The 23865-nt window shown below is 36.9% G+C and carries 19 protein-coding genes; 10 read left to right on the forward strand and 9 right to left on the reverse strand.

Annotated features, from left to right (window positions below; all coding sequences use genetic code 11):
• Positions 1-68 precede the first annotated feature (68 nt).
• Genes C8D70_RS08415 through C8D70_RS08425 form a run of 3 tightly spaced genes read left to right on the forward strand, consistent with a single transcriptional unit; the run spans position 69 to position 5234 of the window.
• On the forward strand, positions 69-1298 hold the full coding sequence (locus C8D70_RS08415) for an MFS transporter (protein WP_110367027.1): 1230 nt from the start codon (positions 69-71) through the stop codon (positions 1296-1298).
• Positions 1299-1300: 2 nt separating this feature from the next.
• The gene (locus C8D70_RS08420; protein ID WP_110367028.1) at positions 1301-2782 is read left to right on the forward strand and encodes a trehalase family glycosidase; all 1482 of its coding nucleotides are present in this window, start codon (positions 1301-1303) and stop codon (positions 2780-2782) included.
• A gap of 22 nt (positions 2783-2804) precedes the next feature.
• On the forward strand, positions 2805-5234 hold the full coding sequence (locus C8D70_RS08425) for a TonB-dependent receptor (protein WP_110367176.1): 2430 nt from the start codon (positions 2805-2807) through the stop codon (positions 5232-5234).
• A 327-nt stretch (positions 5235-5561) separates the two neighbouring features.
• Here the strand turns inward: C8D70_RS08425 and C8D70_RS08430 are convergent, their stop codons facing one another.
• Positions 5562-6200, reverse strand: coding sequence for an MBL fold metallo-hydrolase (locus C8D70_RS08430; protein ID WP_076595912.1), 639 nt, complete (start codon positions 6198-6200; stop codon positions 5562-5564).
• 70 nt (positions 6201-6270) lie between these two features.
• Between C8D70_RS08430 and C8D70_RS08435 the strand changes: the two genes are divergently transcribed.
• Both C8D70_RS08435 and C8D70_RS08440 read left to right on the forward strand, forming a co-directional pair.
• A complete protein-coding gene (locus tag C8D70_RS08435) occupies positions 6271-7491 on the forward strand; it encodes a DUF5103 domain-containing protein (protein WP_110367029.1) in 1221 nt (406 codons plus the stop codon).
• A 346-nt stretch (positions 7492-7837) separates the two neighbouring features.
• Positions 7838-9790, forward strand: coding sequence for a M4 family metallopeptidase (locus tag C8D70_RS08440; protein ID WP_110367030.1), 1953 nt, complete (start codon positions 7838-7840; stop codon positions 9788-9790).
• An 81-nt stretch (positions 9791-9871) separates the two neighbouring features.
• Here C8D70_RS08440 and hemH read toward each other — a convergent pair whose 3' ends face one another.
• Genes hemH through C8D70_RS08455 form a run of 3 tightly spaced genes read right to left on the reverse strand, consistent with a single transcriptional unit; the run spans position 9872 to position 12333 of the window.
• Complete coding sequence (hemH, locus tag C8D70_RS08445; protein ID WP_076595853.1) at positions 9872-10900, reverse strand: ferrochelatase; 1029 nt, start codon at positions 10898-10900, stop codon at positions 9872-9874.
• 15 nt (positions 10901-10915) lie between these two features.
• Positions 10916-11443, reverse strand: a complete 528-nt coding sequence (locus C8D70_RS08450) for an NADPH-dependent FMN reductase (RefSeq protein WP_110367031.1) — start codon at positions 11441-11443, stop codon at positions 10916-10918.
• 11 nt (positions 11444-11454) lie between these two features.
• Positions 11455-12333 carry a NifU family protein gene (locus tag C8D70_RS08455; protein ID WP_076595855.1) on the reverse strand — a complete coding sequence of 293 codons (879 nt, stop codon included), beginning with the start codon at positions 12331-12333 and terminating at the stop codon, positions 11455-11457.
• A gap of 162 nt (positions 12334-12495) precedes the next feature.
• Here C8D70_RS08455 and C8D70_RS08460 point away from each other — a divergent pair, with 162 nt between their 5' ends.
• Positions 12496-13032 (forward strand): gamma carbonic anhydrase family protein, encoded by a 537-nt coding sequence (locus C8D70_RS08460; protein WP_110367032.1) that lies wholly within the window; start codon positions 12496-12498, stop codon positions 13030-13032.
• Positions 13033-13204: 172 nt separating this feature from the next.
• Here C8D70_RS08460 and C8D70_RS08465 read toward each other — a convergent pair whose 3' ends face one another.
• The gene (locus C8D70_RS08465; protein ID WP_076595857.1) at positions 13205-13657 is read right to left on the reverse strand and encodes a hypothetical protein; all 453 of its coding nucleotides are present in this window, start codon (positions 13655-13657) and stop codon (positions 13205-13207) included.
• An 82-nt stretch (positions 13658-13739) separates the two neighbouring features.
• Here C8D70_RS08465 and C8D70_RS08470 point away from each other — a divergent pair, with 82 nt between their 5' ends.
• Positions 13740-15866, forward strand: a complete 2127-nt coding sequence (locus C8D70_RS08470; protein ID WP_110367033.1) for a helix-turn-helix domain-containing protein — start codon at positions 13740-13742, stop codon at positions 15864-15866.
• Positions 15867-15903: 37 nt separating this feature from the next.
• Here the strand turns inward: C8D70_RS08470 and C8D70_RS08475 are convergent, their stop codons facing one another.
• Complete coding sequence (locus tag C8D70_RS08475) at positions 15904-16752, reverse strand: M12 family metallopeptidase (protein ID WP_181416107.1); 849 nt, start codon at positions 16750-16752, stop codon at positions 15904-15906.
• A gap of 259 nt (positions 16753-17011) precedes the next feature.
• Between C8D70_RS08475 and C8D70_RS08480 the strand changes: the two genes are divergently transcribed.
• From C8D70_RS08480 to C8D70_RS08490, 3 genes are all read left to right on the forward strand, one after another.
• Positions 17012-18016 (forward strand): LLM class flavin-dependent oxidoreductase, encoded by a 1005-nt coding sequence (locus tag C8D70_RS08480; RefSeq protein ID WP_110367035.1) that lies wholly within the window; start codon positions 17012-17014, stop codon positions 18014-18016.
• Between the two features lie 68 nt (positions 18017-18084).
• Complete coding sequence (gene ribB, locus C8D70_RS08485; protein WP_110367036.1) at positions 18085-19206, forward strand: 3,4-dihydroxy-2-butanone-4-phosphate synthase; 1122 nt, start codon at positions 18085-18087, stop codon at positions 19204-19206.
• 100 nt (positions 19207-19306) lie between these two features.
• Positions 19307-19888: a Crp/Fnr family transcriptional regulator gene (locus tag C8D70_RS08490; protein WP_076595862.1), complete on the forward strand. Its 582-nt coding sequence runs from the start codon at positions 19307-19309 to the stop codon at positions 19886-19888.
• A gap of 77 nt (positions 19889-19965) precedes the next feature.
• Here C8D70_RS08490 and fmt read toward each other — a convergent pair whose 3' ends face one another.
• The 3 genes from fmt to C8D70_RS08505 form a co-directional block, all read right to left on the reverse strand.
• A complete protein-coding gene (gene fmt, locus C8D70_RS08495) occupies positions 19966-20913 on the reverse strand; it encodes a methionyl-tRNA formyltransferase (RefSeq protein ID WP_110367037.1) in 948 nt (315 codons plus the stop codon).
• Positions 20914-21041: 128 nt separating this feature from the next.
• Positions 21042-22949, reverse strand: a complete 1908-nt coding sequence (locus C8D70_RS08500) for an ATP-dependent DNA helicase RecQ (protein WP_110367038.1) — start codon at positions 22947-22949, stop codon at positions 21042-21044.
• A 78-nt stretch (positions 22950-23027) separates the two neighbouring features.
• Positions 23028-23865 (reverse strand): OmpA family protein (locus tag C8D70_RS08505; protein WP_146212871.1); only part of this gene is annotated, 838 nt, incomplete at its 5' end.

The raw sequence follows: 23865 nt of genomic DNA on the forward strand, positions 1-23865 counted from the left end.
ATTGATTTACTGTGTTAAATTATCGTTAACAGAAATGCTTCTATCTTAGCCGACAAGAAATAACCTGAATGAAAAATCTTAACATCAAGGCCGTTTTATTTTTAAACTATTTTGTCTTCGCCATTCTTCTGAATTCTGTAGGAACAGTCATTCTACAGGTACAGCAGAATTTTGGGATTTCAAAATCTTCGGCCAGTGTTCTGGAAGGCTTCAAAGATCTTCCGATTGCCATATGTTCTTTCATTCTGGCTTCATTTCTTCCGAAGATAGGAATCAAAAAATCAATGTTGATTGCTTTATTACTGGTAAGCTGCATGTGTTTTGTAATGCCGTTTACCAATGACTTCTGGGTTTTTAAATTATTATTTGCGACCGTAGGAGTTTCCTTTGCATTGATTAAAATATCGGTTTTTACATCTATCGGGCTGGTAACGGAAACAGATAAAGAACATTCCAGTTTTATGGGATTTCTGGAAGGCTTTTTCATGATCGGGGTATTGGCAGGAAATATTTTATTCAGCTTATATATTGATGATCACAATCCGAAATCCACAGAATGGCTGAATGTATATTGGGTGTTGGGTGGACTTTCAACTTTATCTTTTTTATTCTTATTCTTTTCAAAACTGAATGAACAGGAAGCTAAAAGTGAGAAAACAGATCTCCTGGGAGATTTAAAAAACAGTGTAAGCTTATTCAGCTATAAAAAAGTACTGTGCTTTTTATTATGTGCTTTCCTTTTTGTACTGGTAGAGCAGAGTTTTCAGACATGGACTCCTACTTTTTATAAAGAAATTTTAAAAGTGCCTACCTCTATGAGTATTCAGGCAGGTGCGGTTTTGGCAGGAGCTTTTGCTTTGGGAAGATTTTTATCGGGATTCTTCTCCAAAAAATTCAGCTGGATCTATGTGGTTTCTTTCTGTGTGGTGGGTTTTGCCATTAGTTTACTGTTGGTTTTACCCCTTACCCATAATATTCATATTGATACGAATACAAACTGGATGAATGCCCCTTTGGTCGTGTATTTATTTCCTTTGATGGGAGGTTTGCTGGCACCTATTTATCCAAGCATTAATTCTGTAATTCTTGCTTCGATTCCGAAATATCTGCACAGCGCAATGTCAGGACTGATCGTTGTTTTCTCAGCAATCGGAGGAACGATAGGTTCTATCATTACAGGTTTTGTGTTTCAGGAGTTCAGCGGACAGCAGGCATTTTACCTTTCCCTGATTCCTCTTTCATTATTGATCACCTCTGCGGTTTTCATGAATAAATTAAAAATTAATCCTAAAAAATAACAATGAGTAATCAGCTTTACATAAAAGAAATTCAAAGTCTGTTTGATGCGGTACAGAGATCTGAAATTTTTGAAGATCAGAAAATGATGACGGATGCAGTTCCTCTGTTTCCCATTGCAAAGATTAATGAGGATTACGAAAAATCCAGAAATACGGAAGGTTTTAACCTGAAAGATTTTGTGATGACTCATTTTGATTTCTTAGGTGCGAGAGTTTCTGTACACAGAGAAGAACAGCTTCCCATTGGGGAACATATTGAAAAGTTATGGGATGAACTGACCCGTACAGCGTATGAAGAAAAAGGAACGCTTTTAAAATTACCAAAGCCGTACATTGTTCCGGGAGGCCGTTTTAATGAATTTTTCTACTGGGACAGCTATTTTATCATGCTTGGATTAAAGGTTTCCGGAAGAGTAGAAATGATGGAAAACATTATTGAAAACTGTTCTTATCTGATATTAAATGTAGGATTTGTCCCGAATGCAAGCAGAACTCATTTCCTAAGCAGATCGCAGCCTCCTTATTTTTCATTAATGCTGGATCTTCTTTTTGAAACCACAGGAGATAAAGCGATTTATACGAAATACCACGAAACACTGCAGAAAGAATATGCTTTCTGGATGAATGGAGAAGAATGGCTTGAAAACGGATCCAGTGTAAAAAGGGTGGTTAAAACTACAAACGGAGATATTCTGAACCGTTATTATGATGCAGAAAATGCACCACGCCCTGAAAGTTACCTGATCGATATTGAAGACAAGGAGACCGCTTCAGGAGACGAATTTTACAGAAATATAAGAAGCGCCTGTGAATCCGGCTGGGATTTTTCCAGCAGATGGTTTGCAGACGGAGAAAATATACAGACAATAGAAACGCTGAATCTGGCGCAGGTTGATCTGAACTGCCTTTTGTGGCATTTGGAAATGACTTTGGCGAAATCTTCAGCGCTTCTGGATCTGAGTGAAAAAGAAAATTATTTTTCAGAAAGAGCAGCAAACCGAAGACAGATGATCAATACCTATTTCTGGGATGGAAATACTAACAATTATAAAGATTATCACACAAAAAAAAACACAAAAACACCGTCTGAACATATTGCTGCTCTTTACCCTTTATTCCTGGGCATTGCAGATCAGAAGCAGGCTGAGGCTGTTGCTAAAGCTGTTGATGAAAAGTTTCTTTACCAGGGTGGCCTTGTTACCACAACTAAAAACTCGGGTCAGCAGTGGGATCTTCCCAATGCGTGGGCACCTTATCAATGGCTGGGCTTTAAAGCGATGAAAAATTACGGCTTTAATGAGCTGGCAGAAAAAATTAAAAACAACTGGTGTTCCAATGTAGAAAGGGTCTACAAAAATACCGGGAAACTGATGGAAAAATACAATGCATTAGACACAGAAACAATAGCAGGCGGAGGGGAATACCCTAATCAGGACGGATTCGGTTGGACCAATGGAGTGTATTTACAATTACAACAAAACTGAAACTAACAATAAAAATAAGGCTATGAAAAAAAAATCGATCTTTTTAATCGCCGCAACAGCTACGTTATATTTTAATAATGCTTATGCCCAGGAAACACCGCAGGATTCTGCAAAAGTTTCTTCCATCGATCAGATTGTCATTACAGGAAACTCAAATCCGAAGAAAAAAATAGAATCCAGTACAGCGATTTCTACTTTTAGCTCCAAAGAAATCCAGAAGCAAAACCCGATCAGTGCTGCAGCTTTATTGCAGAGAGTTCCCGGATTTGCTGTGGAAACCTCAGGTGGTGAAGTAGGAAACAACCTTTTTGCAAGAGGGATCCCTTCTGCCGGGGCTTATGAATTTGTACAGGTTCAGGAAGACGGTCTTCCGGTTTTTGAAGACGGAGCGCTTCAGTTTGCTAATGCGGATAACTTTTTCCGTGTAGACAATTCTGTCAACCGTATGGAAGCTTTGAGAGGAGGTTCAGGGTCTATTTTTGCTACCAATTCTCCGGGAGGGTTGATTAACTTTATTACCAGAGAAGGAACCAATGATTTCAGAGGGACGGCAAAACTGGAGACAAGTACCTATGGATTGATGCGTACCGATGTTAATGTAGGAGGCGCTTTGGTTCAGGATAAATTATTTTTCAATGTCGGTGGTTTTTACAGAACAGATGACGGAATCAGAAAAACAGGTTTCAAAGCCAATAACGGCGGCCAGATCAGAATGAACCTGAAATATGTCTTTGATAAAGGCTATGTAAAAGTTTATTATAAAAAACTGGATGACAGAAATACATTCTTCCTTCCGATTCCTTTGATCCAAAACGGAAATAAGCTGAAAGGATTCCCAGGTTTTGATCCTAACTATGGAACATACAGCTACAGAGCCATCAGCCAGCTGAATATTCCACAGGCCGGAGGCGGATTTTTCAACAGAAATCTTGAAGACGGAATCCATCCGAAAGTAGATGTATTGGGTGCTGAGTTTAAATATGACCTTGGGAATAATTTCACGGTTTTAAACAAAACGAGATATACCAATATCAATATGAACTATACGGGAATTTTTCCTGCAGGAGGACCACAAATGGCTGCCGATTTTGCTAAGAGCAACGGAATTACAGGAAATAACTATCAGTATTCATTGGTAGGCAGTGGAGGAGTGGTTGATCCTCAATATGTACAAAAGCTTGGCTTCTGGGCAATTGATAAGCAGATGAATAACTTTGTAAACGATTTACAGTTCAATTATAAATTTGATAAAGGAAATGTTACGGCAGGTTTTTATAAATCCAACTGGAAGTCTCACCAATACTGGAACTGGAGTAATATTCTGACTACAGCATCGGACAGACCTGAATTACTGAATCTGGTAGATACTTCTTTAAGCCCGTCAGATGTTGGATATTCCAAAACATATAACGGTGTTACCAATATGACATTTTTGCAGAGAGATACCCAGACTCAGGGAAGTTTGAATGATCTTTATGTAAACCTGGATTATAATATTACCAATGCTTTAAGTGTGAACGGAGGTCTTCGCTACAGCCATGATTATTACAAAGGAAATTTTGCCAATACAACAAGTGCTAATTTAAATAATTCAGGGTTAACAACGGATGGAACTCACGGTTTCAATACTACAACTGCTGATGATAATATGAGTGTATTGGGAAATAAATACACTTACTGGAATTACAATGTAGATAAAGTTTCCTTTACGTTAGCTGCCAATTATAAGATCAATAGAGAAAATGCTGTGTACGCCCGTTTCTCCAATGGTTTCAGATCTCCGAATGAAGAAGCTTATTACAATTATTTCTCCAATCCAAACCCTGATAAACCGTTAAAATCTGTAACAACGAACCAATTGGAGGTAGGATATAAATATTACTCGCGTACTTTTGATATCGCAGTGATTCCGTTCTATTCTACCTTGAAAAATCTTTCATTTACGGATGTTTTCTCTGATGGTAAATCCGAAAATACTTTTGCCAATACCAAAAACTATGGAGTTGAAGTGGAAGGTTTCGTCCGTTTGTTCAATAATATTTTAGAAGTAACATTCAATGGGACCATTCAGAGTCCAAAATATAAAAACCTTGAGGCCGGAAGCGTGCTTGAAGGAAATGTGGTAAGAAGAATGCCTAAATTTTTCTTCAATATTTCACCGGCTGTCAATATTACCAAATCATGGAGAGCATATGTAAGTATGAATTATTATGGAAAACGTTTCCAGGATGAGCTGAATAAGCAAACCTTGCCTTCTTTCACAGAATTTGGAGCGGGAATGTCTTACCAGTTAGGAAGAATACGTTTTGCAGTGGATGGAACCAATATCTTTAATACCATTGGAATCACAGAAGGTGACCCAAGAGCAGGTTCTCCAAACGGAGACGGAATCATCATGGCCAGACCTATTATGGGAGCTGCCGCCAGAGCCTCAATCACATTGGATTTCTAAATTCTATTTCTTTATAACAGCAAAACCGTCAGAATTTCTGACGGTTTTGTATTTTTTATCATTACTGTCCTATAAAAAGTATAGATACATTGAAAATATCAATATTTAGGATATGAATTAACAGTTAGCTTTGGAGCTGATTTGATCCCGTCGGGATCTACTGTGAGTAGAAAAAATGAAATCGCTGTAAAATAAAGCTCCGGAGGAGCGACCTGTTAATGATGTTTTAATTAAATCGGACAAGAATGATTTTTATATTAAGTGTCAGATCTAAGTTTGATTCAAGACATTTACACGACTCTCAAATCCTAAAATCCTCCGACCCTTTTACTTCAAAAACGGATTGTACTGTTTCTCAAAACCAATCGATGTAGGATTTCCATGTCCTGAGAAAACCTGGGTATCATGATCTAAAATAAAAAGTTTCGATTTAATTCCTTCAATCAGCTGCTCATAATTTCCTTTATACAAATCTGTTCTTCCGATACTGCCTTCAAAAAGAACATCACCCGAAATCATGAATTTCTGATTGTTATTATGATACACCACACTTCCCGGAGAATGTCCCGGAACATGATAAATTTTAAACTTTTCGCCATCCAGATCAAGTTCGTCCCCTTCCTTGATGTACTCTACATCCACTTTTACAGGATTGATCTGCACTCCGAATCTCATACCACTCGCCTGAAGCATATCCAGCACTTCCTGATCTTCCTGATGCATATTGACAGGAACATTGAATTTGTCAAAAGCCCACTGAAGTCCCAATACATGATCAATATGAGCATGGGTTAAAAGAATTTTCTGAATCTTCAGTTCTTTCTCTGTGATAAAATGATCAATAGCCTGAGTTTCCTGAGCATTCATATTTCCCGGATCAATTAACCAGGCATTTTTATTTTCGTTATAGATGATATAAGTATTTTCACTCGCAAAGTTGAATACGAAACCTTGAATCTGAAGCATATCTGAATATTTTTTATTCAAAAATACGATATTATTAAGAAAATGGCTATTTTTCGTTATCTTCGTCATAATGAAAACTTTGCGAATACTCTTACTATCTTTGGGCGGACTGGTCTTTGGACAAAATATCCAAAGTGTTCAGCTGTTCAATCCTCAGACCAACGATGAAACCCCTGTAATTAAAATTGGTGAACAATTGGTTTTAGGCTTTGATGATCTTACAAACGGCAGTCAGATCTACAGATATACCTTCAAACATTATGACAGAAACTGGAATGAAGATAACCTGTTTTTTACAGAATTTGCTACCGGGAGTATGAATGCACTGCTGGACCAGTTTCAGTATTCATTCAATACATTACAGGCTTATACCCACTATAAACTTGTTTTCCCGAATGATAAAATCCAGCTGAAAGTCTCAGGGAATTATGAACTGATTGTCTATAAAGATTCGGCAGACCAGCCTCTTTTCAAAAAGAGATTTTATCTGGTAGAAGATGTAACGTCTGTAGGGCTGAATATTTCAAGATTTGCAGATGCAAAAAATCCCAATGCTAACCAGAGGGTAGAAGTGAATGTTTCTCCGAAAGGCAGAGATATTTCTTCCAATGTTAATTCAATTACCATGAATGTGATGCAGAATAACAACCCGAATATGGTGATTTCCAATCTTAAACCGAGCAGTGTTTTAGGAAATCAGGTTTTGTTCCAGCAGATGAATCTTGTTTTTCCGGGAGATAATGAGTTTTATTATTTCGATAGTAAAAATATGAATATGGCCGCGGATATGGTGCGTGCTACCGAAATAAAAGATGATGTGAACCAGACGTATCTTCATCCGGTATGGGCGTTCCCTTTAAATTATCAGTATCAGCCGGATGTGAATGGAGCATGGTATTACAGAAGAAATGATTTAGGTAGAGAAAGAGATGCCGAAAGAGAAGCTGACTATTCATGGGTACATTTCTATCTGGATTCTGATCCTGTGGATAAAGAAATTTATGTGCTGGGAGGATTTAATAATTATAAACCCAGCAAGGAAAATCAGATGCAGTATGATGCATCCACCAGACAATATGTAGCGAAAATATTCCTGAAACAAGGATTTTATAACTATGTATTGGCAACTAAAGAAGGAAATGGTTCTCTCAACTTTGGAGAAATAAACGGTAATTTCTGGCAGACGGAAAACCTTTATCAGGCCTTTCTTTATTATGCACCATTCGGAAGAAATTATGATGGTTTAATGGGATATGGAGAATTCAGAACACCAATTGCCAACAAAAGGTAAATAGTTGTAAAATATACATATAAAATAGGACTGCCTCTTGAGGTAGTCCTATTTTTGTTCATGTTGAAAATAATTAATCAATTAAATCTTATAGTAAGGTTGATTTTTTACAATATAATGCACTACATAGTGAAAAAAAATAATTCACAAAATTTTGATTTTAATTAAATATTTTAACATAAAATTAATATTACAGAAAAATTTTGTTTAAATATTTTTCTTTGTTTTAAAATCATCATTGTGTTTTCTTTATTGATTTATAATATCAATTGAATTTTATTCATTGTTTATCTTGTTTTATTGTTAAAAGTTTATAAATTCGTTTCCACAATCAACTATAATTAATATGAAAACGAAATTTATCTTAGTAGCAAGCGTTGCTGCATGCTCTTTTGTCTTTGGGCAAAATACACCATCAAAATTGGTTCCGGGTAAAAGCGGACTACATGCTGAATTTATGAGATTTGAAAAAAATGCACCTGCTTACCAGGGAAGCCCTGTTTTATTTGACGAAGCGTCTCAGAGACTTTCTGCGGGGCAGGCTCGTAAACTAGGCCTGGAAAAAGATGCATTAGGTTTTGAAACTCAAAGATTTCAACAGACCGTTAATGATATTCCTGTAGAATATGGAATGATGGCGGTACAAACAAAAGACGGTAAAATTGTAGGACAATCAGGAAAATGGATTATTAAAATTCCGAAAGGTCTCGACAAAACTGCCAGTCTTGTTGAAAATGCTGCTTTACAGAACGCTTTGTCTTTTGTAGGTGCAGAATCCTATAAATGGAAAAATAAAGAAGAAGAGGATTTTCTTAAAAAAGAAACCGGTGATCCCAACGCAAGCTATGCCCCAAAAGGTGAATTGGTGTATTATTCAAATCCTGATGATGACAAGCTTAATGATTTAAGGCTAGCCTATAAATTTGATATCTATGCCGAAAAACCATTAAGCAGACAATATATTTTTGTGGATGCTAAAAATGGAAAAGTACTGGGAGTAGATGCTATCATCCATGAAGTGAACACACCGGGAACAGCAGTTACAGGATATAGCGGAACCCGCAACATCACTACAGATTCTTATAACGGAAGTTACCGCTTAAGAGAAACAGGAAGAAATGGGGGAACTTCAGTGGAAACCTATAATCTGAAAAAGGGAACCAGCTATGCCTCTGCGGTAGACTTCACAGATACAGACAATAACTGGAATAATGTCAATACCAATAAAGACCAATATGCTACCGATGCCCATTGGGGAGCCGAAATGACCGTGGATTATTTTTACACAAAATACGGACGCAAGAGTATTGATAATAATAATTTCGCTATTAAATCTTATATACACTATTCTACCAATTATTTTAATGCATTTTGGGATGGTTCCAGAATGACTTATGGTGATGGAAGCTCAGCAACAAATGGCGGAAAACCTTTAACAGCTATAGATGTATGCGGTCACGAGATTACACATGGGCTAACTTCTAAAACGGCTAACCTTGTCTATCAGAGAGAACCCGGAGCGTTAAATGAAGGCTTCTCAGATATCTTTGGAAATACCATTGAGCGTTGGGCGAGACCTACACAGGCAAGCTGGACACTGGGAGAAGATTTCAATTATGTAATCAGAAATATGGCTAATCCTAATGCATACAGCCAGCCGGATACCTATATGGGAACCTACTGGAAAACAACTACCACTTCCGGTTGTGTTACTCCAAGCCAGTCTAATGACTATTGCGGGGTGCATACCAATTCAGGAGTACTTAATTTCTGGTATTATTTGTTAGTAACAGGAGGATCAGGTACGAATGATAAAGGATTTGCCTATAATGTTTCCGGAATCGGACTTGATAAGGCAGGTGCTATTGCCTACAGAACATTGACAACTTATCTGACATCTTCTTCTACGTATGCGAATGCAAGAACGTATTCTATTCAGGCGGCTACTGATTTATACGGAGCAGCCAGCAATGAAGTGACTCAGGTTAAAAATGCATGGAATGCTGTAGGTGTAGGAGGTGGAACTTCTCCTGCAGGAAAAGTGGCAGCAGCACAAACAGCGTTGTATACCATTAGCCCGAATCCTGCAACAGACAGATTTACCATCAACTTTGAAGGAAAATCAGGAAAAGGAATTGTAGAACTGGTAAGCCTGACAGGCAAGAAAGAAATTTCTGAAAAAGTTGAAATTGCTGATGGCGTAAATAAACTTAACATCCAGCTACCTGCCAATATTCTTCCGGGAGTATATATTGTACTGGTAAACGGAGAAAAAGCAGGAAACCTGATTAAAAAATAATTCAATCAAATTTTTAATATATTCAACGAAAAGGCCGCAAGAATTGATCTGCGGCCTTTTGTATATTCTGAGTAAAGAAGATTATACCAAATAGAAATCATTCAGTTTTTCTTCACAAAGTGTTTTTACCACTTCAATCCATCGGTCTTCATCGTTCAGACATGGAATATAATGGAAGTTTTCGCCGCCGCCATGCATGAACTGTTCTTTTCCTTCTACTGAAATTTCTTCCAGTGTTTCAAGACAGTCGGAAACGAAAGCCGGGCATACAATAGCCAGGTTTTTGATCCCTTTTTTACCAATTGTTTCCAATGTTTCGTCCGTGTAAGGTTCAATCCATTTATCTTTTCCTAATCTAGACTGGAAAGAAACAATCGTTTTCTCTTTAGGTAAATTCAATTTGTCAATAACAAGCTGTGTTGTTTTATAACATTGATGACGATAGCAGAACTGATGGCTTGGATTATCTTCTCTGGAACAACAGTCGTTAAGATTACAGGTCTTTGTAGGATCTGTCTTATAAATATGTCTCTCAGGAACTCCGTGATAAGAAAACTGCAGTGCATCGAAATTTTCAGGAAGCTTTTCTTTAATGCTTTCTGCCAGGCAGTTAATATAAATATCCCTGTTGTAGAAAGGCTGAATATAATTAATTTTTACACCAGGAAACTTCTTTTTTCTTACTTCTTCGGCTTTTTCAATGACCGTTTCCGTAGTACTCATTGCATACTGGGGATATAAAGGAAAAAGAACGATTTCCGTGACTCCCTGATCAACCAGTTTCTGAATACCAGTTTCAATGCTTGGCTGCGCATATCTCATCCCTATTTCCACCGGAACATCTACCACTTTTTGAAGCTTTTTTTGAATCTGTTCAGTGATGACAATCAGTGGTGAACCCTTATCTGTCCAAACCGTTTTATAGGCTTCAGCAGATTTTGCAGGTCTTGTTTTCAAGATAATTCCCTGTACAAGAAGGGCACGGAAGATCCAACGGTAATCAATCACCCTTTCATCCATCAGAAATTCATCAAGATATTCCTTTACGTCGTTTACAGAAGTAGATCTCGGTGATCCGAGGTTGACTAGTAAAATTCCTTTCTTATTCAATATTCTAAATTTTAATTATGAAACAGAAGTTATAAAATCTGTTACTAATTTTGATACTTTGGCAAAGGTATTACTTTCCAGTAAGCCATTGCCGTCAAATTTGCCTTTTATCCCTTTTATTAATGCCTGATGTTTATCATCCGCTATGGCTCCGAGAGTTTTTAAAATCAACAGCAACTCTTCGTGTCCTTTTTCTCCGCTGGCAGAAGCAGTGATCACAGCAACGGGCTTTTCAGCAAATACTGTTGTGGAAACGCACCACTCCAATAGATTTTTTAATCTTCCGGGAATACTGAAAATATATTCCGGTGTGGAAAATATCACCCCTGCTGAGTTGTTAATAGCCTCTCTGATCTTCAGAACTTCTTCCGGAGTATCATTATCCGTTACTGCGGCATCAAAATGTGGAAGGACAGAAAGATCAGCATATATCTGAAAGTCTGTATCGTCTGTCTTTTCCAGCACCTGTTCCATCAGTTTCTGATTGCTGGAATTTGCTGAAGCACTTCCAATAATCACTATAATTTCCTTTCCGGGAGGCATTTCGGTAGTTTTTATCCGTTTACAGCTTCTACTCTTTCTACCAAATCCGGAACGAATTGTTTTAAAATATTTTCAATTCCGTTTTTTAAAGTAGCAGTAGAACTTGGGCAGCCGGAGCATGCACCCTGAAGAAGCATTTTTGCGGTTTTATTTTCCTGATCATATTCCATCAGAGAAATTTTACCCCCATCATTTTCTACGGCAGGAGCTACATATTCATTTAAAATGTCAGAAATTTTCTGCTCATCCTCAGTATAATCTCTGTTAATAATTTTCTCAACAGGATTTTCATGTTTCTGAGGTTCTATTTTTGCAATTTCGCCACCGTTCTGAAGATATTCGGCGATAAGCGCACGAACAGTCATCATTACCTGATGCCACTCAACAGAATTATCTCTTGTAACGGCTACAAAATTGTCCGAAATGAAAACTTCCGTTGCAAAATCAAACTCTTTAAAAATAGCCAGTGCCAAAGGAACTTCTTCAGCCGCTTCTTTCGATTTTACTTCCACAAAACCATCCATCAGTAATTTGCTTGAAACAAATTTCATTACATTGGGATTCGGAGTCATTTCAGCATAGATCTGATACATTTCTTTTTTCTTCTGAAGATAAATTCTCGGGTTGGCCAGTAATTCATCCTCAATCACATTTTTCAGGCTTTCAGCAACATGTTCCCATTCTATGGTATCCTGTTTAGCCACAGCTACAAAATTAGCTGTAATGAAAACTCTTTCCACAAAAGGATAGTTGAAAAGTTCCTGTGCCAAAGGAATTTCTGAAATATCTGAATTTCTGTCCAGTTCCAAAGACCCGGGGATGAGATTGTAATCTGCTACAAATTTCATCACTTTTGGGTTTTCAGTAGGTTCTATAAGTACGGTACGCATTTTTTCGTTAAATTTGAGATACAAAAATACGCATTAGAAGTTAGAAGCTGAGTATTGAGAGTTAGATTTTTGCTATCACTGTAATTTAGAAGTTAGATATCAGAAAAGATAGTATATTTTAATTTTCGTATTGGCCCGTTTTCAAATTTTCAAATTAATATTATGACACTAATAAAAGAACTTTTAGGAAAAGCACCACAGATTGGAGAGAATACATTTTTAGCAGAAACTGCTACTATTATTGGCGATGTTACAATGGGAAAAGACTGCAGTGTCTGGTATAATGCAGTTATCCGAGGGGATGTGCATTACATCAGAATGGGTGACAAAGTGAATGTTCAGGACAATGCAATGCTGCACTGTACGTATCAGAAATATCCTTTGAATATCGGGAACAATGTTTCTATAGGTCATAATGCCATAGTTCATGGATGTACCATTAAAGATAATGTACTGATCGGGATGGGAGCTATTGTGATGGATGATTGTCTGGTAGAAGAAAACTCCATTGTGGGAGCAGGTTCTGTAGTGACTCAGGGAACGCACATTAAATCCGGAGAAGTCTGGGGAGGAGTTCCTGCAAGAAAAATCAAAGATATCAATGCGCAGTTACTGGAAGGAGAAGTGAACAGAATTGCAGATAACTACGTGAAATATTCATCATGGTATAAAGAGAATGTGAAGGATCATCAGTTTTAGGTTGTCTGGTGAATAATGAATCGTCAATTCGCTGCGCTTGTCAATTTTGAAAGTTTGCATTTCATTATTCACTTGCGAAGCAAAATTCACCATTGATCTATTTAAAATAAATATAAAAGCTCTGTTCTGAAACAGAGCTTTTTCGATTTGATATAGAACCTTTGTTTTATTGTTAATTATTGTCCGGTGTAATAAGTCTGATCTTGCCATTGACACATTTGACAGACGTAGGCGGCGTGATCATCATACAGTCAGACGTAATATTATACTTTTCATTAAAAGCTTTCACTTTATCCGTATACTCATTCACTCTTTGCAGGAAAGTCTCTTCTATTTTCTTAGGATAGGCAATGTATTGCTGAGGGCCGCCACAGGATTTTGACCCCATAGGAGCAAATGTCCATTCACTGGCATCCGTACATTTTTCTCCTGATACTTCAGATTCAATGGAAGCTTTTAATCTATCCAGCTGTGCCTGTTCGTATTTCTGACTTTCTGCGTCAGCAGGCCTGTCTGCAATATCAATAGGAAGATTGGTATTGGCATTCTTTGATGTATTACATGAAACCAATGTTAATGTAGTACACAGTACTATTGCCGGAATATGAAAGAGTAATTTTTTCACAATAAACGTTTTCTTTTTTATAATTTTTCAAAACTTATGCCAAGGTAAGAAATTCAAATTCATTTCCGTATTTTTGACGAAGATGAATAATCATTTTTTTGACTTAATAGAATATACGAACAGAAGCGTTTTTTTAACCGGGAAAGCCGGAACAGGAAAGACGACATTTCTTAATGACTTTGTAAGGCGTACCAAAAAAAAGCATATTGTGGTGGCTCCCACGGGAATTGCTGCCATTAATGCAGGTGGAGTAACAATCCATTCCATGTTTGGGCTGCCGTTAAGAACCTTTCTTCCCACTACAGAAAGGATAGATACCAGTTTGGCCAATAATATTGCCGATCTGATGCCTCATTTCAAATACCGCAAAGATAAACTGAAACTTCTGAGAGAGGTTGAAATCATTATTATCGATGAGGTTTCAATGCTGAGAGCTGATGTTCTGGATATGATGGATTTTTCTTTGAGATTTATCAGAAGGAATAATCAGAGATTTGGAGGGGTACAGATGCTTTTTATAGGAGATTTGTTTCAGCTTCCTCCGGTGGTAAGGGATGAGCATATCCTGAAAATGTATTACAATTCACCCTTCTTTTTTGACAGCCATGCCATTAAGGAAATTCCTATTGTTACCATTGAACTGACGAAAGTATACAGACAATCTGACGAAGAGTTTCTGGAAATTCTGAATGCGATCCGTGACGGCGATGTGGATAATATAGATTTTAATCATCTCAACGAAAGGTATGATCCTGACTTTGATATGGGAAAAGAATCCTATGTGTATCTGTGTTCTCACAACAAAATGGCAGATGAGATTAATCAGGAAAAATTAGCTGAAATAAAAGTTGATCCTCAGATTTATGAAGCTAAACTGGTAGGAGACTTTAAAGAGAACCAGTTTCCTAATGACCAGTTTCTGGAACTGAAAATAGGAGCCCAGATTATGTTTATCCGAAATGATATTTCCGGAGAAAAGAAATATTTTAACGGAAAGCTGGGCGAGATTATCGGGTTGGATGAAAATGAAATCCGTGTTGTTCTGGATGAAAGTGAAAGGGAAATTGTGGTAAAAAGAGAAACCTGGGAACAGAAAAAATATTTCCTTGATACGGATAAAAATATCAAAGAAGAAGTGCTGGGAAGTTTCGAACAGTTTCCTATAAAATTAGCATGGGCGGTTACCATTCACAAAAGTCAGGGATTAACATTTGATAAAGTCATTATTGATGCCGGGAAAAGTTTTACTGCCGGTCAGGTGTATGTGGCTTTATCCCGCTGCAGAACACTGGAAGGGATTGTTTTGAAATCAAAAATTACTCCTGAAGTTATTTTCAAAGATAACAGGATTCTGCATTTCCATACGGATACTATTGCCAATGATCATGTTGAAGCAATTCTGAATCAGGAAAAATATGATTACAGCATCAGAAAAGTATTGCGTACATTAGACTGTACATGGTTTTTGAAAGAAGTGGAAGAGTGGAATAATCTTTCTATTGTCACTAAAAATATTGATCATGTTAAAACCAAACAGCTTTATCTTCAGTTGAAACATGAAGCGGTAAATCTTGGGAAAATTTTTGAGAAGCTGGAACGTATCATTTTTCAGAAGGTTAATCATTTTATTGAACAAAAAGAAGAATGGTCTGAAATTGAAAGCAAATCAAAAGGAGCTGTCAACTTCTTCTTTACAGAAATCAGAAATAAAATTTTCGATCCTTTAAAAGAATTTTATGCTGAGATAAAAGGTGCTAAAGGATTAAAACAATATAACGAAGAATTTAAAAACTGGCTTGAAGACATTGAAGAGTATCTGAACAGTCTGAGAGATATTCACTTACTGGAAACGAAACTTTTAGATGAAAAGAATGATAAGGAAATCAATCTTAAAATTGCTAAAGTTCCTTCTCAGGTTTTAACCTTCCAGCTGTTTGAACAGGGGAAAACTATCGGAGAAATTGCCTTGGAAAGAGGTTTAGTAAAAGAAACTGTTATCGGACACCTTGCCAAATTTGCAGAACAGGGATTGCTGGATATCTCCCGAGTCATTACTTCAGACAAGATCAAAGCTTTTGAAGATGAATTCTACAAAAATCCACACGAAACTTTAACCGAGTGGAAGAATGCACTGCCAAGTCATTTTGAATTTAACGAAATCAGGATTTTAATTAATCACTATAATTATAAAAAAGAAAAGAACTCGTAAGAGTTCTTTTTTTGATTAATAAGCGATTCTTAAAAATTTAAGGATACATCGCATTGATAGTATTGATATCTCCGGTTGTGAATCCGGTTCTGTTATAAGTGAAATTACTATTATCAGCTCTGGTAATTGTTGGAAGCCCATTTTTAGAATAAGAGGTTGGCCAGTACATCATCACAGAATTAATATTGAATGGCCCTATATCTGTTCCGGAATTATAGATATTGAAATTATAAGATTGTCCGTTTTGGATATTGTTCCACAGGATTTTTACATATTGATCTCTGTCTTTACGCGTATGCTCATGGTAAAGTCCTACCGTATGTCCCATTTCATGAATCACTGATCCTACAGAAATGTACTGATCCAGAGAAACCGTTTGTTTTCCGCCCCGATATCCTATATGAGCCCAACCATCCGATCCTGATGAGCTTCCGAAAATAAATTCAACATAATTGGACTGATTGGTACGGTAGATCCACTGAGTATTGGTTTTATTATTATACTCGCTGATCGCAGAGTTGATTTTATTGACATTGATAGAACCCATATTGCTGGCAATGGTATAATAAATTTTACCATTGGGCCATCTTGAATAGCTGGCACCCCCTTTATTAACTTCATTTCCTTCGGATAACTGTTTATCAGTAAGAACAATATCTCCCTGGAAAAAATTCATTCCGTTTTTTCTTTCATAGGTAATTTCCTGGCCGTTCAATTGTCCCTTTTTTACATTGTCTGCGTTGAAGGCATTCGTTTGAGCTTCAGAAGTAATTTCTTCATTGTTCTTACTGCAAGAGGAAAATGTAGCAGCAATAAGAAAACTCATAAAGACAGTTTTTCCTGTCAGCATCTGCTTACAGAACAGGCTGTTTGTTTTTTTGTTCATATTAAAGTTTTTAAAAATTTGGTATACGAATATAATAAATATGTCCCTTTTTATTGAATTGTTTTTGTTGAAATACATTTTTAATATGATTATTTAATTTTAAAATCATATAGACAAAACGATGTATACAAAAATTTTATTCCAATAGTTTTTCCCTGAACTGATCAATTGTTTTTATTAATTACAAAAAGTAACTAATGAGGTTTTTATGTTTTAAATTTGCCTTGTTTTTCAACTAAAGAAAAATTAACATCATAACATGAAAAATTTTGAAATTTCTGTTTTAGATCTTGCACCGGTAAAGCAGGGCAAAAGCATTCATGATACTTTTCAGGACTGCTTATCACTAGCCAATTACGCTGAAAATTTACATTATAAAAGATTCTGGCTGGCGGAACACCACAATATGGAAAGTATTGCCAGTTCAGCAACCTCTGTTTTAATAGGTTTCATCGCCAACGGAACGAAAAAAATCAGAGTAGGTTCAGGAGGGATTATGCTTCCGAATCACAGTTCTCTGATTATTGCAGAACAATTTGGTACTCTGGAATCTCTGTTTCCGGGAAGAATTGACCTTGGTTTAGGAAGAGCTCCGGGAACAGACGGACTCACAGCACAGGCTTTGGGAAGAAATCCTGCGATTATTAATGAACAGTTCCCAAGACAAATTCTCGAACTTCAAAGATATTTTTCAAAAGAAAATTCGGATGCAATGGTTCGTGCCATTCCGGGAGAAGGGCTGGATATTCCATTATATATTCTGGGATCAAGTACAGACAGTGCGTGGCTGGCTGCGGAACTTGGTTTGCCTTATGCATTTGCAGGACATTTTGCTCCTGAGCAGATGGAAATGGCTTTTAAAATCTACAGAGAGCATTTTGAACCGTCAAAATATCTGGATAAACCTTATATCATTGCCTGTGTTAATGGCGTAGCAGCTGAAACTTCTGAGGAAGCTCATAAAATCGCGACGACTTTATTCCAGGCATTCATCAATATTATAAGAAACGACAGAAAACCTTTTGCTCCACCGGTGGATGATATGGATGAAATCTGGTCACCGATGGAAAAATCCATGGTGTTGCAGAAACTGAGATATACTTTTATCGGAGATCAGTCCGAAATTCAGGAAAAGCTTACAGATTTTCAGGAAAGATTCCAGGTAGATGAACTGATGATCAATTCACATATCTACGATCATCAGAAAAGATTGAGATCTTACGAGATTTTCAGAGAGGCGGCTAACTCCTTATCCAAAGCTTAATAAACCATTCATAATTAGTTGGCAGATGCTTATTTTTATGAGTATCTTTGCAAAAATAAAAAGTAAAAATGTCCGATATTAAATTAAATACTATTCCAGAGGCTATTGAAGACCTTAAAAATGGTAAAATAATCATAGTAGTAGATGATGAAGACAGAGAAAATGAAGGCGATTTTCTTTGCGCTGCAGAACTGACAACGCCGGAAATTATCAATTTTATGGCACTTCACGGAAGAGGACTGATCTGTATGCCGCTTCCGGAAAAAAGATGTGATGAACTTGGCCTTGAAGTAATGGTAAGCAGAAGCAGTGATCCTAAAGAAACGGCTTTTACTGTATCAGTAGACCTTTTAGGAAACGGAACATCTACCGGAATTTCTGCAGGAGACAGAGCAAAAACTATTTTAGCACTGATGGATGAGAAATCCAAACCTACAGATTTTATGAGACCTGGTCACATTTTCCCGCTTCGTGCAAGAAAAGGTGGTGTATTGAAAAGAGCCGGACATACTGAGGCTGCCATTGATCTTACACATTTAGCAGGTTTGAAAGAAGGAGGAGTGATCTGTGAGATCATGAATGAAGATGGTACCATGTCCCGTCTGCCTGAACTTCACACTTTTGCTCAAAAGCATAACATGAAGATCGTTTCTATCGAAGATCTGATCCACTATCAGCTTAAAAAAGGAAATCTGGTAGAAAGACTTGAAGAGAAAAAAGTAAAAACGCATTACGGTGATTTTGATTTTTATGCTTTCAGAGAAACGTCCAATGATCAGATCCACTTTGCATTGACAAAAGGAGCATGGACAGTAGATGAGCCTGTTTTGGTAAGAGTACAGTCTTCAGATTCTTATTTTGATGTATTGACCAGATTAAATAATGGTGAGAAACCGCTATTGGAAAAGGTAACCAATATGGTAAATGAGGCAGGAAAAGGCGCTATTATTTTCATCAACAACGTTTCTAATTCTGAAAATACGTTGAGAAAACTTCAGCAGTTTCTGAACTATCAGGACGGCCAGGAGCAGCATCCTACACTGGCGTACAATTACAGAGATTATGGAATCGGAACGCAGATCCTGAAGAATTTAGGAATCAATAAGTTCAAAGTAATTACTCAAAACCCTAATATCAAACCTCAGGTTGGAGGATATGATGTAGAGGTTACTGAAATGGTGCAATTGTAAAAAATGAACGGGCAGTAGTGAATTATTTTCGCAATAAATAACTGCTTGTAATACAAAATATAAGGTTTAGGATTTTTCTAAACCTTTTTATTTTTAAACGATGACTGAGTCCTTAAAGAAACATATCCGGGAATATATTGATATTTCAGACGAAAAGCTTGAAAAATACTGCAGTGCCTTCATGCTTCGGAAAATAAAGAAAAAAGAATTTCTTTTAAAAGAAGGGGAGATCTGCGAATTTGAAGGATTCGTGGTAAGCGGATGTTTTAAAGTTTTTCATACCCATCATAATGCAGCCGAACAGATATTGTATTTTGGAATTGAAAACTGGTGGATCTCCGATATTGATAGTTTTGTGAATCGTATTCCTTCAAAGCTCAATATTCAGGCGCTTGAGGATAGCGAGATTCTTCTTATTCCCAAAAATGAAAAAGAAGAATTATATGCTGAAATGCCGGAGATTGAAAGATTAATGAGACTTAAGTTTCAAAAATCAATAATAGCATTGCAGCGTAGAATTATTGATAATCTAAGCAAGCCTTCAGATGAACGTTATGTTGAGTTTTTAAAAGATTATCCACAGACAGCACACCGTCTTACCAATATTCAGATTGCGGCCTATCTGGGAGTAACACCGGAATTTATAAGCAGAATCCGGAAGAAAATTGTCAGTAAAAGCTGATGGCTGAAAAATAAAAAGTCCCGAAAGTTTATCTGTAAACGCTTTCGGGACTTTTCTATGTCAGATAAAGATCTATTTTAGTTTAATGTAATTCCGTCAAAATTCCGGAAGCCATTCAGAAAATCTTTTACCATCATCCTTTTTTTACCTTCCAGCTGAAGTTCCAAAGGATAATAGATTCCGTCCTGAGTATAGATTTTAAATTCATTTTTAGAAATATCGAGACTTCCGGCTGGTTTTCCGTGATCAGAAAGTTCAAATTTCCCTCCGAATATTTTTAATCCTTTTTCTTCGTTTTCAATTTTTAAAGTGGTGAAAGCTGCAGGATAAGGGGACATTCCCAGAATAAACTGATGAACGGTTTTTGAAGGCTGTTCCCAATTGATTCTCGTATCTTCTTTAAAAATTTTATAAGCGTTTTTAGGATATTCTACGTGTGGCTGGGGCTTTTCTTCAATAGCATTTTCAGCAAGACCATCCAGTGTCTTAACAACAAGTCCTGAACCCATTTCCATCAGTCTGTCGTGAAGGCTTCCCGCATTTTCATCCGGTAAAATTTCTATTTCCTGCTGAAGAAGAATATTTCCTTCATCAATTTTTTCATTAATAAAGAAAGTAGTGGCTCCGGTTTTTTCTTCTCCATTGATTACTGCGTAATTAATAGGAGCTGCACCTCTGTAGTCGGGAAGTAATGAAGCATGAAGATTGAAGGTTCCCATTTTAGGCATTTCAAAAAGTACCTTAGGCATCATTCTGAACGCTACCACTACAAAGACATCAGCTTCCAGTTTTTTAAGTTCTTCCAGAAACTCTGGATTTCTCAACTTTTCCGGCTGGAAAACAGGAATATTGTTTTCTTCTGCATAGATTTTTACCGGTGATTGGTGAATTTTCTGTCCTCGTCCGCTTGCTTTATCAGCCACAGTTACTACACCTACCACCTGATGGTGAGATTGATGGATGGCCTCCAGAGAAGTTTTTGCAAACTCAGGAGTCCCTAAAAAAACGACTTTCAATGATTTCATGCTGCAAAGATAAGTTTTTGATCTGAGAGTCGGAAGATATTGGAGTTAGAGGGTAGGATAGTTTGAGAGTAGGAGATTTAGGCAGGTTGAGATCATAATGTTTATCATTACTCATTACTCATTACTCATTACTCATGATTAAGCGCATATGTTCTGAAGTTGAGCATTCTTACTTTTCCTGAATCCAAAAGGAAAATCAGATTTTCCAGGATATTTTCTTTGGAATGATAGCTGAGCTGGATAGACAGTTCTTCAATAGTAGCTGATTTTTTAGCTAATAAATTAATGATCTGCTGGGAGATATTTTTTCCAAAGATAGACTGCTTATTTTTTTCACATACAGAACACTGGCCACAGTTTTTTGAATTTTTTTCACCAAAGTAGGCCAGGATAAGTTTCATTTTACAGTAGTCATTATTTTCCACATAAAACTTCATCTCTTCCCATTTCTGAATTTTGTTTCTCTGAATATGTTCAAATAGTTTCCAGTAAGCACTATTTACTGCCCTTTCATCGCGGGGTTTCAGGAATTTAATACTGGCTAGTGCTCCATCTATATATTCAAGATAGTTCTTTTGCTGAAATTCTTTCAGTCGTTCTTTGATCAAAGGAACACTGATGTTGATTTTGTTGCTTAGCTGCTGTTCACTGAACATTACTTTGTGGGTGGTAATCCCTGATATGTTACGGAAAAGAAGCTCTATAAAATAGGCGTCCTTTTGTGGCAGCAGGTCTATCTCATCAGCTTTGATAAACAGCTCGATTGAAGACAGGCTTTTGTAATCATTATAGTAGATAATTTCCTGGTTATGGAGAAAATTGAGTACATTGCTGATCTTGGCTTTCGACAGTTTGGTGAAATTCTGTATACTAAGATTATTCAGTTGAAATGTTTTTTCCGGAAGCTCAAATTCTGCTACCTGAAAAATAGAGTAGAGGTAGCTAATGATCTTCAAAAACTCAGCTTTGTTTGGGGTCTGATTTTTTAAAACCTGATCAAAATTAAGAAGTTCCTGTTTATTCCAGAGCATGAAAGCAAAACTGTCTTTTCCATCTCTTCCTGCCCTCCCGATCTCCTGATAATAATTTTCCAGAGATGCAGCAGGGGAATAGTGAATGACAAAACGAACATTGTCTTTATCGATACCCATTCCAAAGGCATTGGTAGAAACAAGAACATGATTATCGCTGTTATTCCAAAGATTCTGTCTTGCATTCTTTTCTTTGGTTGTCAGGCCGGCATGAAAATAATCCACATTTTTCAGTTGATTTTTCTTCAGAAATTCTGCCAGCAATTCTGCCTCTTTTCTTGTTCTTACATAGACAATTCCGGAGTCATTGCTGTATTTTAAAATATCAAAAACACGCTGAAATTTATCAGCTACTTCATCAGTAAAGATTTTAATGTTCTCTCTTTTGAAACTTTTTTGAAAAACAAAAGGATTTTTCAGTTCCAGTTTATTTTTGATTTCTTCAAGCACTTTTGGGGTTGCTGTTGCCGTTAAAGCAAGACAGGGAATTTCAGGATTATTACTTCTGAATCCTTTTATATTCTGATAGCTGGGTCTGAAATCCTGGCCCCATTCTGAAATACAGTGCGCTTCATCAACTGCAATGAATGACAGCTGAATTTCCTCCATGTTTTGAATAAACTGAGTATTGGTAAGTCTCTCAGGAGAAACATAGAGTAGTTTGGTAAGTCCTTCCTTGCAGCGGCCGTAGATGGTTTCGGCATCGTATTCATCCAGTTCAGATGAAAGATATTCTGCTTCTATCCCACGTGATTTAAGCTGATTGACCTGATCTTTCATCAATGCAAGCAATGGAGATACAACAAGGCATGTTCCTTCTTTCAATAAGGCGGGTAATTGATAACATAAAGATTTTCCTGCTCCTGTAGGTAACAGAACCAAGGTATCTTTTTCGTTGATGACAGCATTGATAATTTCTTCCTGAGAATCTCTGAAGTCGTTATAACCCCAGAAATACTTAAGAGTATCATATTTTAGCTTTTGAAAATCCTGCGGAGAAATCATGTTGTAAAAATAAGGAAAGAATTAGGACAAAAAAAGTCACGCAGTGCGTGACTTTTATATGATATATCAATATATTTATTATTTAGCTTCGAAGTATACTCTTCTGTTGGCTCTGTTTTTCCATTCAGGGCACTTCGTAGCCGGTTCACATTCAGGATATTTAAGGTCTTTTTCACCTTTTCCTACTGCCTGTAGTTTACCTGTCTGAACACCGTTTTTGATCAGATAGTTCTTAACGTTGTTTGCTCTTCTTTCAGATAGTTTTTGGTTGTAAGCATCAGTACCTCTTGTATCAGTAGCTCCGATTACATTGTAAGAACCGCTTGAAGAATTAATGTAATTTACAGCATTATTTAAAATTGGAGTATTTGATGGTAAAATTCTGTCAGAATTTAAATCAAATTCAATTCCTTCCAATTTAGTTTCTGTTTCTACTACAGGTCCGGTTGTAGCTACAGGACATCCGTTGTTTTCAACAGGTCCCGGAACGGTTACACACTTATCGTAAAGGTCAATTACACCGTCTAAGTCTGTATCAAGTGCAACTCCGGCACCGTCCACTCTTGCACCTGCAGGAGTATCAAGCTGTCTGTCCCAGTCGTCGCATACCCCGTCGTTATCAGCATCTCCTTTTTTACATACTTCGATATCCTGATTTTTATTAGCCAGTACATCAAGTTTATAATAGATTTCCTGAAGCGGATCATGCCACATTAAGTGAGATTCGTGCTTTCCAAGTTTAACAGAAAGACCTAAAGTAGCATTGAAGAAATTGTCTGAAACCTGCTCAGAACGCTTGTTGATAGCGCTGTATTTATCTCCGCCACCGTCAAATTCATCATCACCGGTTACCACATACATTAATCTGCCTTCAATATCAATTCTTCTGTTGACTTTAAATTTAAGACCTGTACCA

Source organism: Chryseobacterium sp. CBTAP 102, assembly GCF_003201365.1.
GTDB classification, from domain to species: Bacteria; Bacteroidota; Bacteroidia; order Flavobacteriales; family Weeksellaceae; genus Chryseobacterium; species Chryseobacterium candidae.

What these genes read in the sequence shown, in the direction of transcription:
- C8D70_RS08455 (WP_076595855.1), bottom strand. Translation starts at nt 12,333, where the DNA reads ATGCGTACCGTACTTATAGAACCTACTGAAAACCCAAAAGTGATGAAA.
- C8D70_RS08430 (WP_076595912.1), bottom strand. Translation starts at nt 6,200, where the DNA reads ATGCTTCAGATTCAAGGTTTCGTATTCAACTTTGCGAGTGAAAATACT.
- C8D70_RS08440 (WP_110367030.1), top strand. Translation starts at nt 7,838, where the DNA reads ATGAAAACGAAATTTATCTTAGTAGCAAGCGTTGCTGCATGCTCTTTT.
- C8D70_RS08500 (WP_110367038.1), bottom strand. Translation starts at nt 22,949, where the DNA reads ATGATTTCTCCGCAGGATTTTCAAAAGCTAAAATATGATACTCTTAAG.
- C8D70_RS08450 (WP_110367031.1), bottom strand. Translation starts at nt 11,443, where the DNA reads ATGCCTCCCGGAAAGGAAATTATAGTGATTATTGGAAGTGCTTCAGCA.
- C8D70_RS08490 (WP_076595862.1), top strand. Translation starts at nt 19,307, where the DNA reads ATGACTGAGTCCTTAAAGAAACATATCCGGGAATATATTGATATTTCA.
- C8D70_RS08415 (WP_110367027.1), top strand. Translation starts at nt 69, where the DNA reads ATGAAAAATCTTAACATCAAGGCCGTTTTATTTTTAAACTATTTTGTC.
- C8D70_RS08420 (WP_110367028.1), top strand. Translation starts at nt 1,301, where the DNA reads ATGAGTAATCAGCTTTACATAAAAGAAATTCAAAGTCTGTTTGATGCG.
- C8D70_RS08470 (WP_110367033.1), top strand. Translation starts at nt 13,740, where the DNA reads ATGAATAATCATTTTTTTGACTTAATAGAATATACGAACAGAAGCGTT.
- C8D70_RS08475 (WP_181416107.1), bottom strand. Translation starts at nt 16,752, where the DNA reads ATGAACAAAAAAACAAACAGCCTGTTCTGTAAGCAGATGCTGACAGGA.
- C8D70_RS08425 (WP_110367176.1), top strand. Translation starts at nt 2,805, where the DNA reads ATGAAAAAAAAATCGATCTTTTTAATCGCCGCAACAGCTACGTTATAT.
- C8D70_RS08480 (WP_110367035.1), top strand. Translation starts at nt 17,012, where the DNA reads ATGAAAAATTTTGAAATTTCTGTTTTAGATCTTGCACCGGTAAAGCAG.
- fmt (WP_110367037.1), bottom strand. Translation starts at nt 20,913, where the DNA reads ATGAAATCATTGAAAGTCGTTTTTTTAGGGACTCCTGAGTTTGCAAAA.
- C8D70_RS08460 (WP_110367032.1), top strand. Translation starts at nt 12,496, where the DNA reads ATGACACTAATAAAAGAACTTTTAGGAAAAGCACCACAGATTGGAGAG.
- C8D70_RS08435 (WP_110367029.1), top strand. Translation starts at nt 6,271, where the DNA reads ATGAAAACTTTGCGAATACTCTTACTATCTTTGGGCGGACTGGTCTTT.
- ribB (WP_110367036.1), top strand. Translation starts at nt 18,085, where the DNA reads ATGTCCGATATTAAATTAAATACTATTCCAGAGGCTATTGAAGACCTT.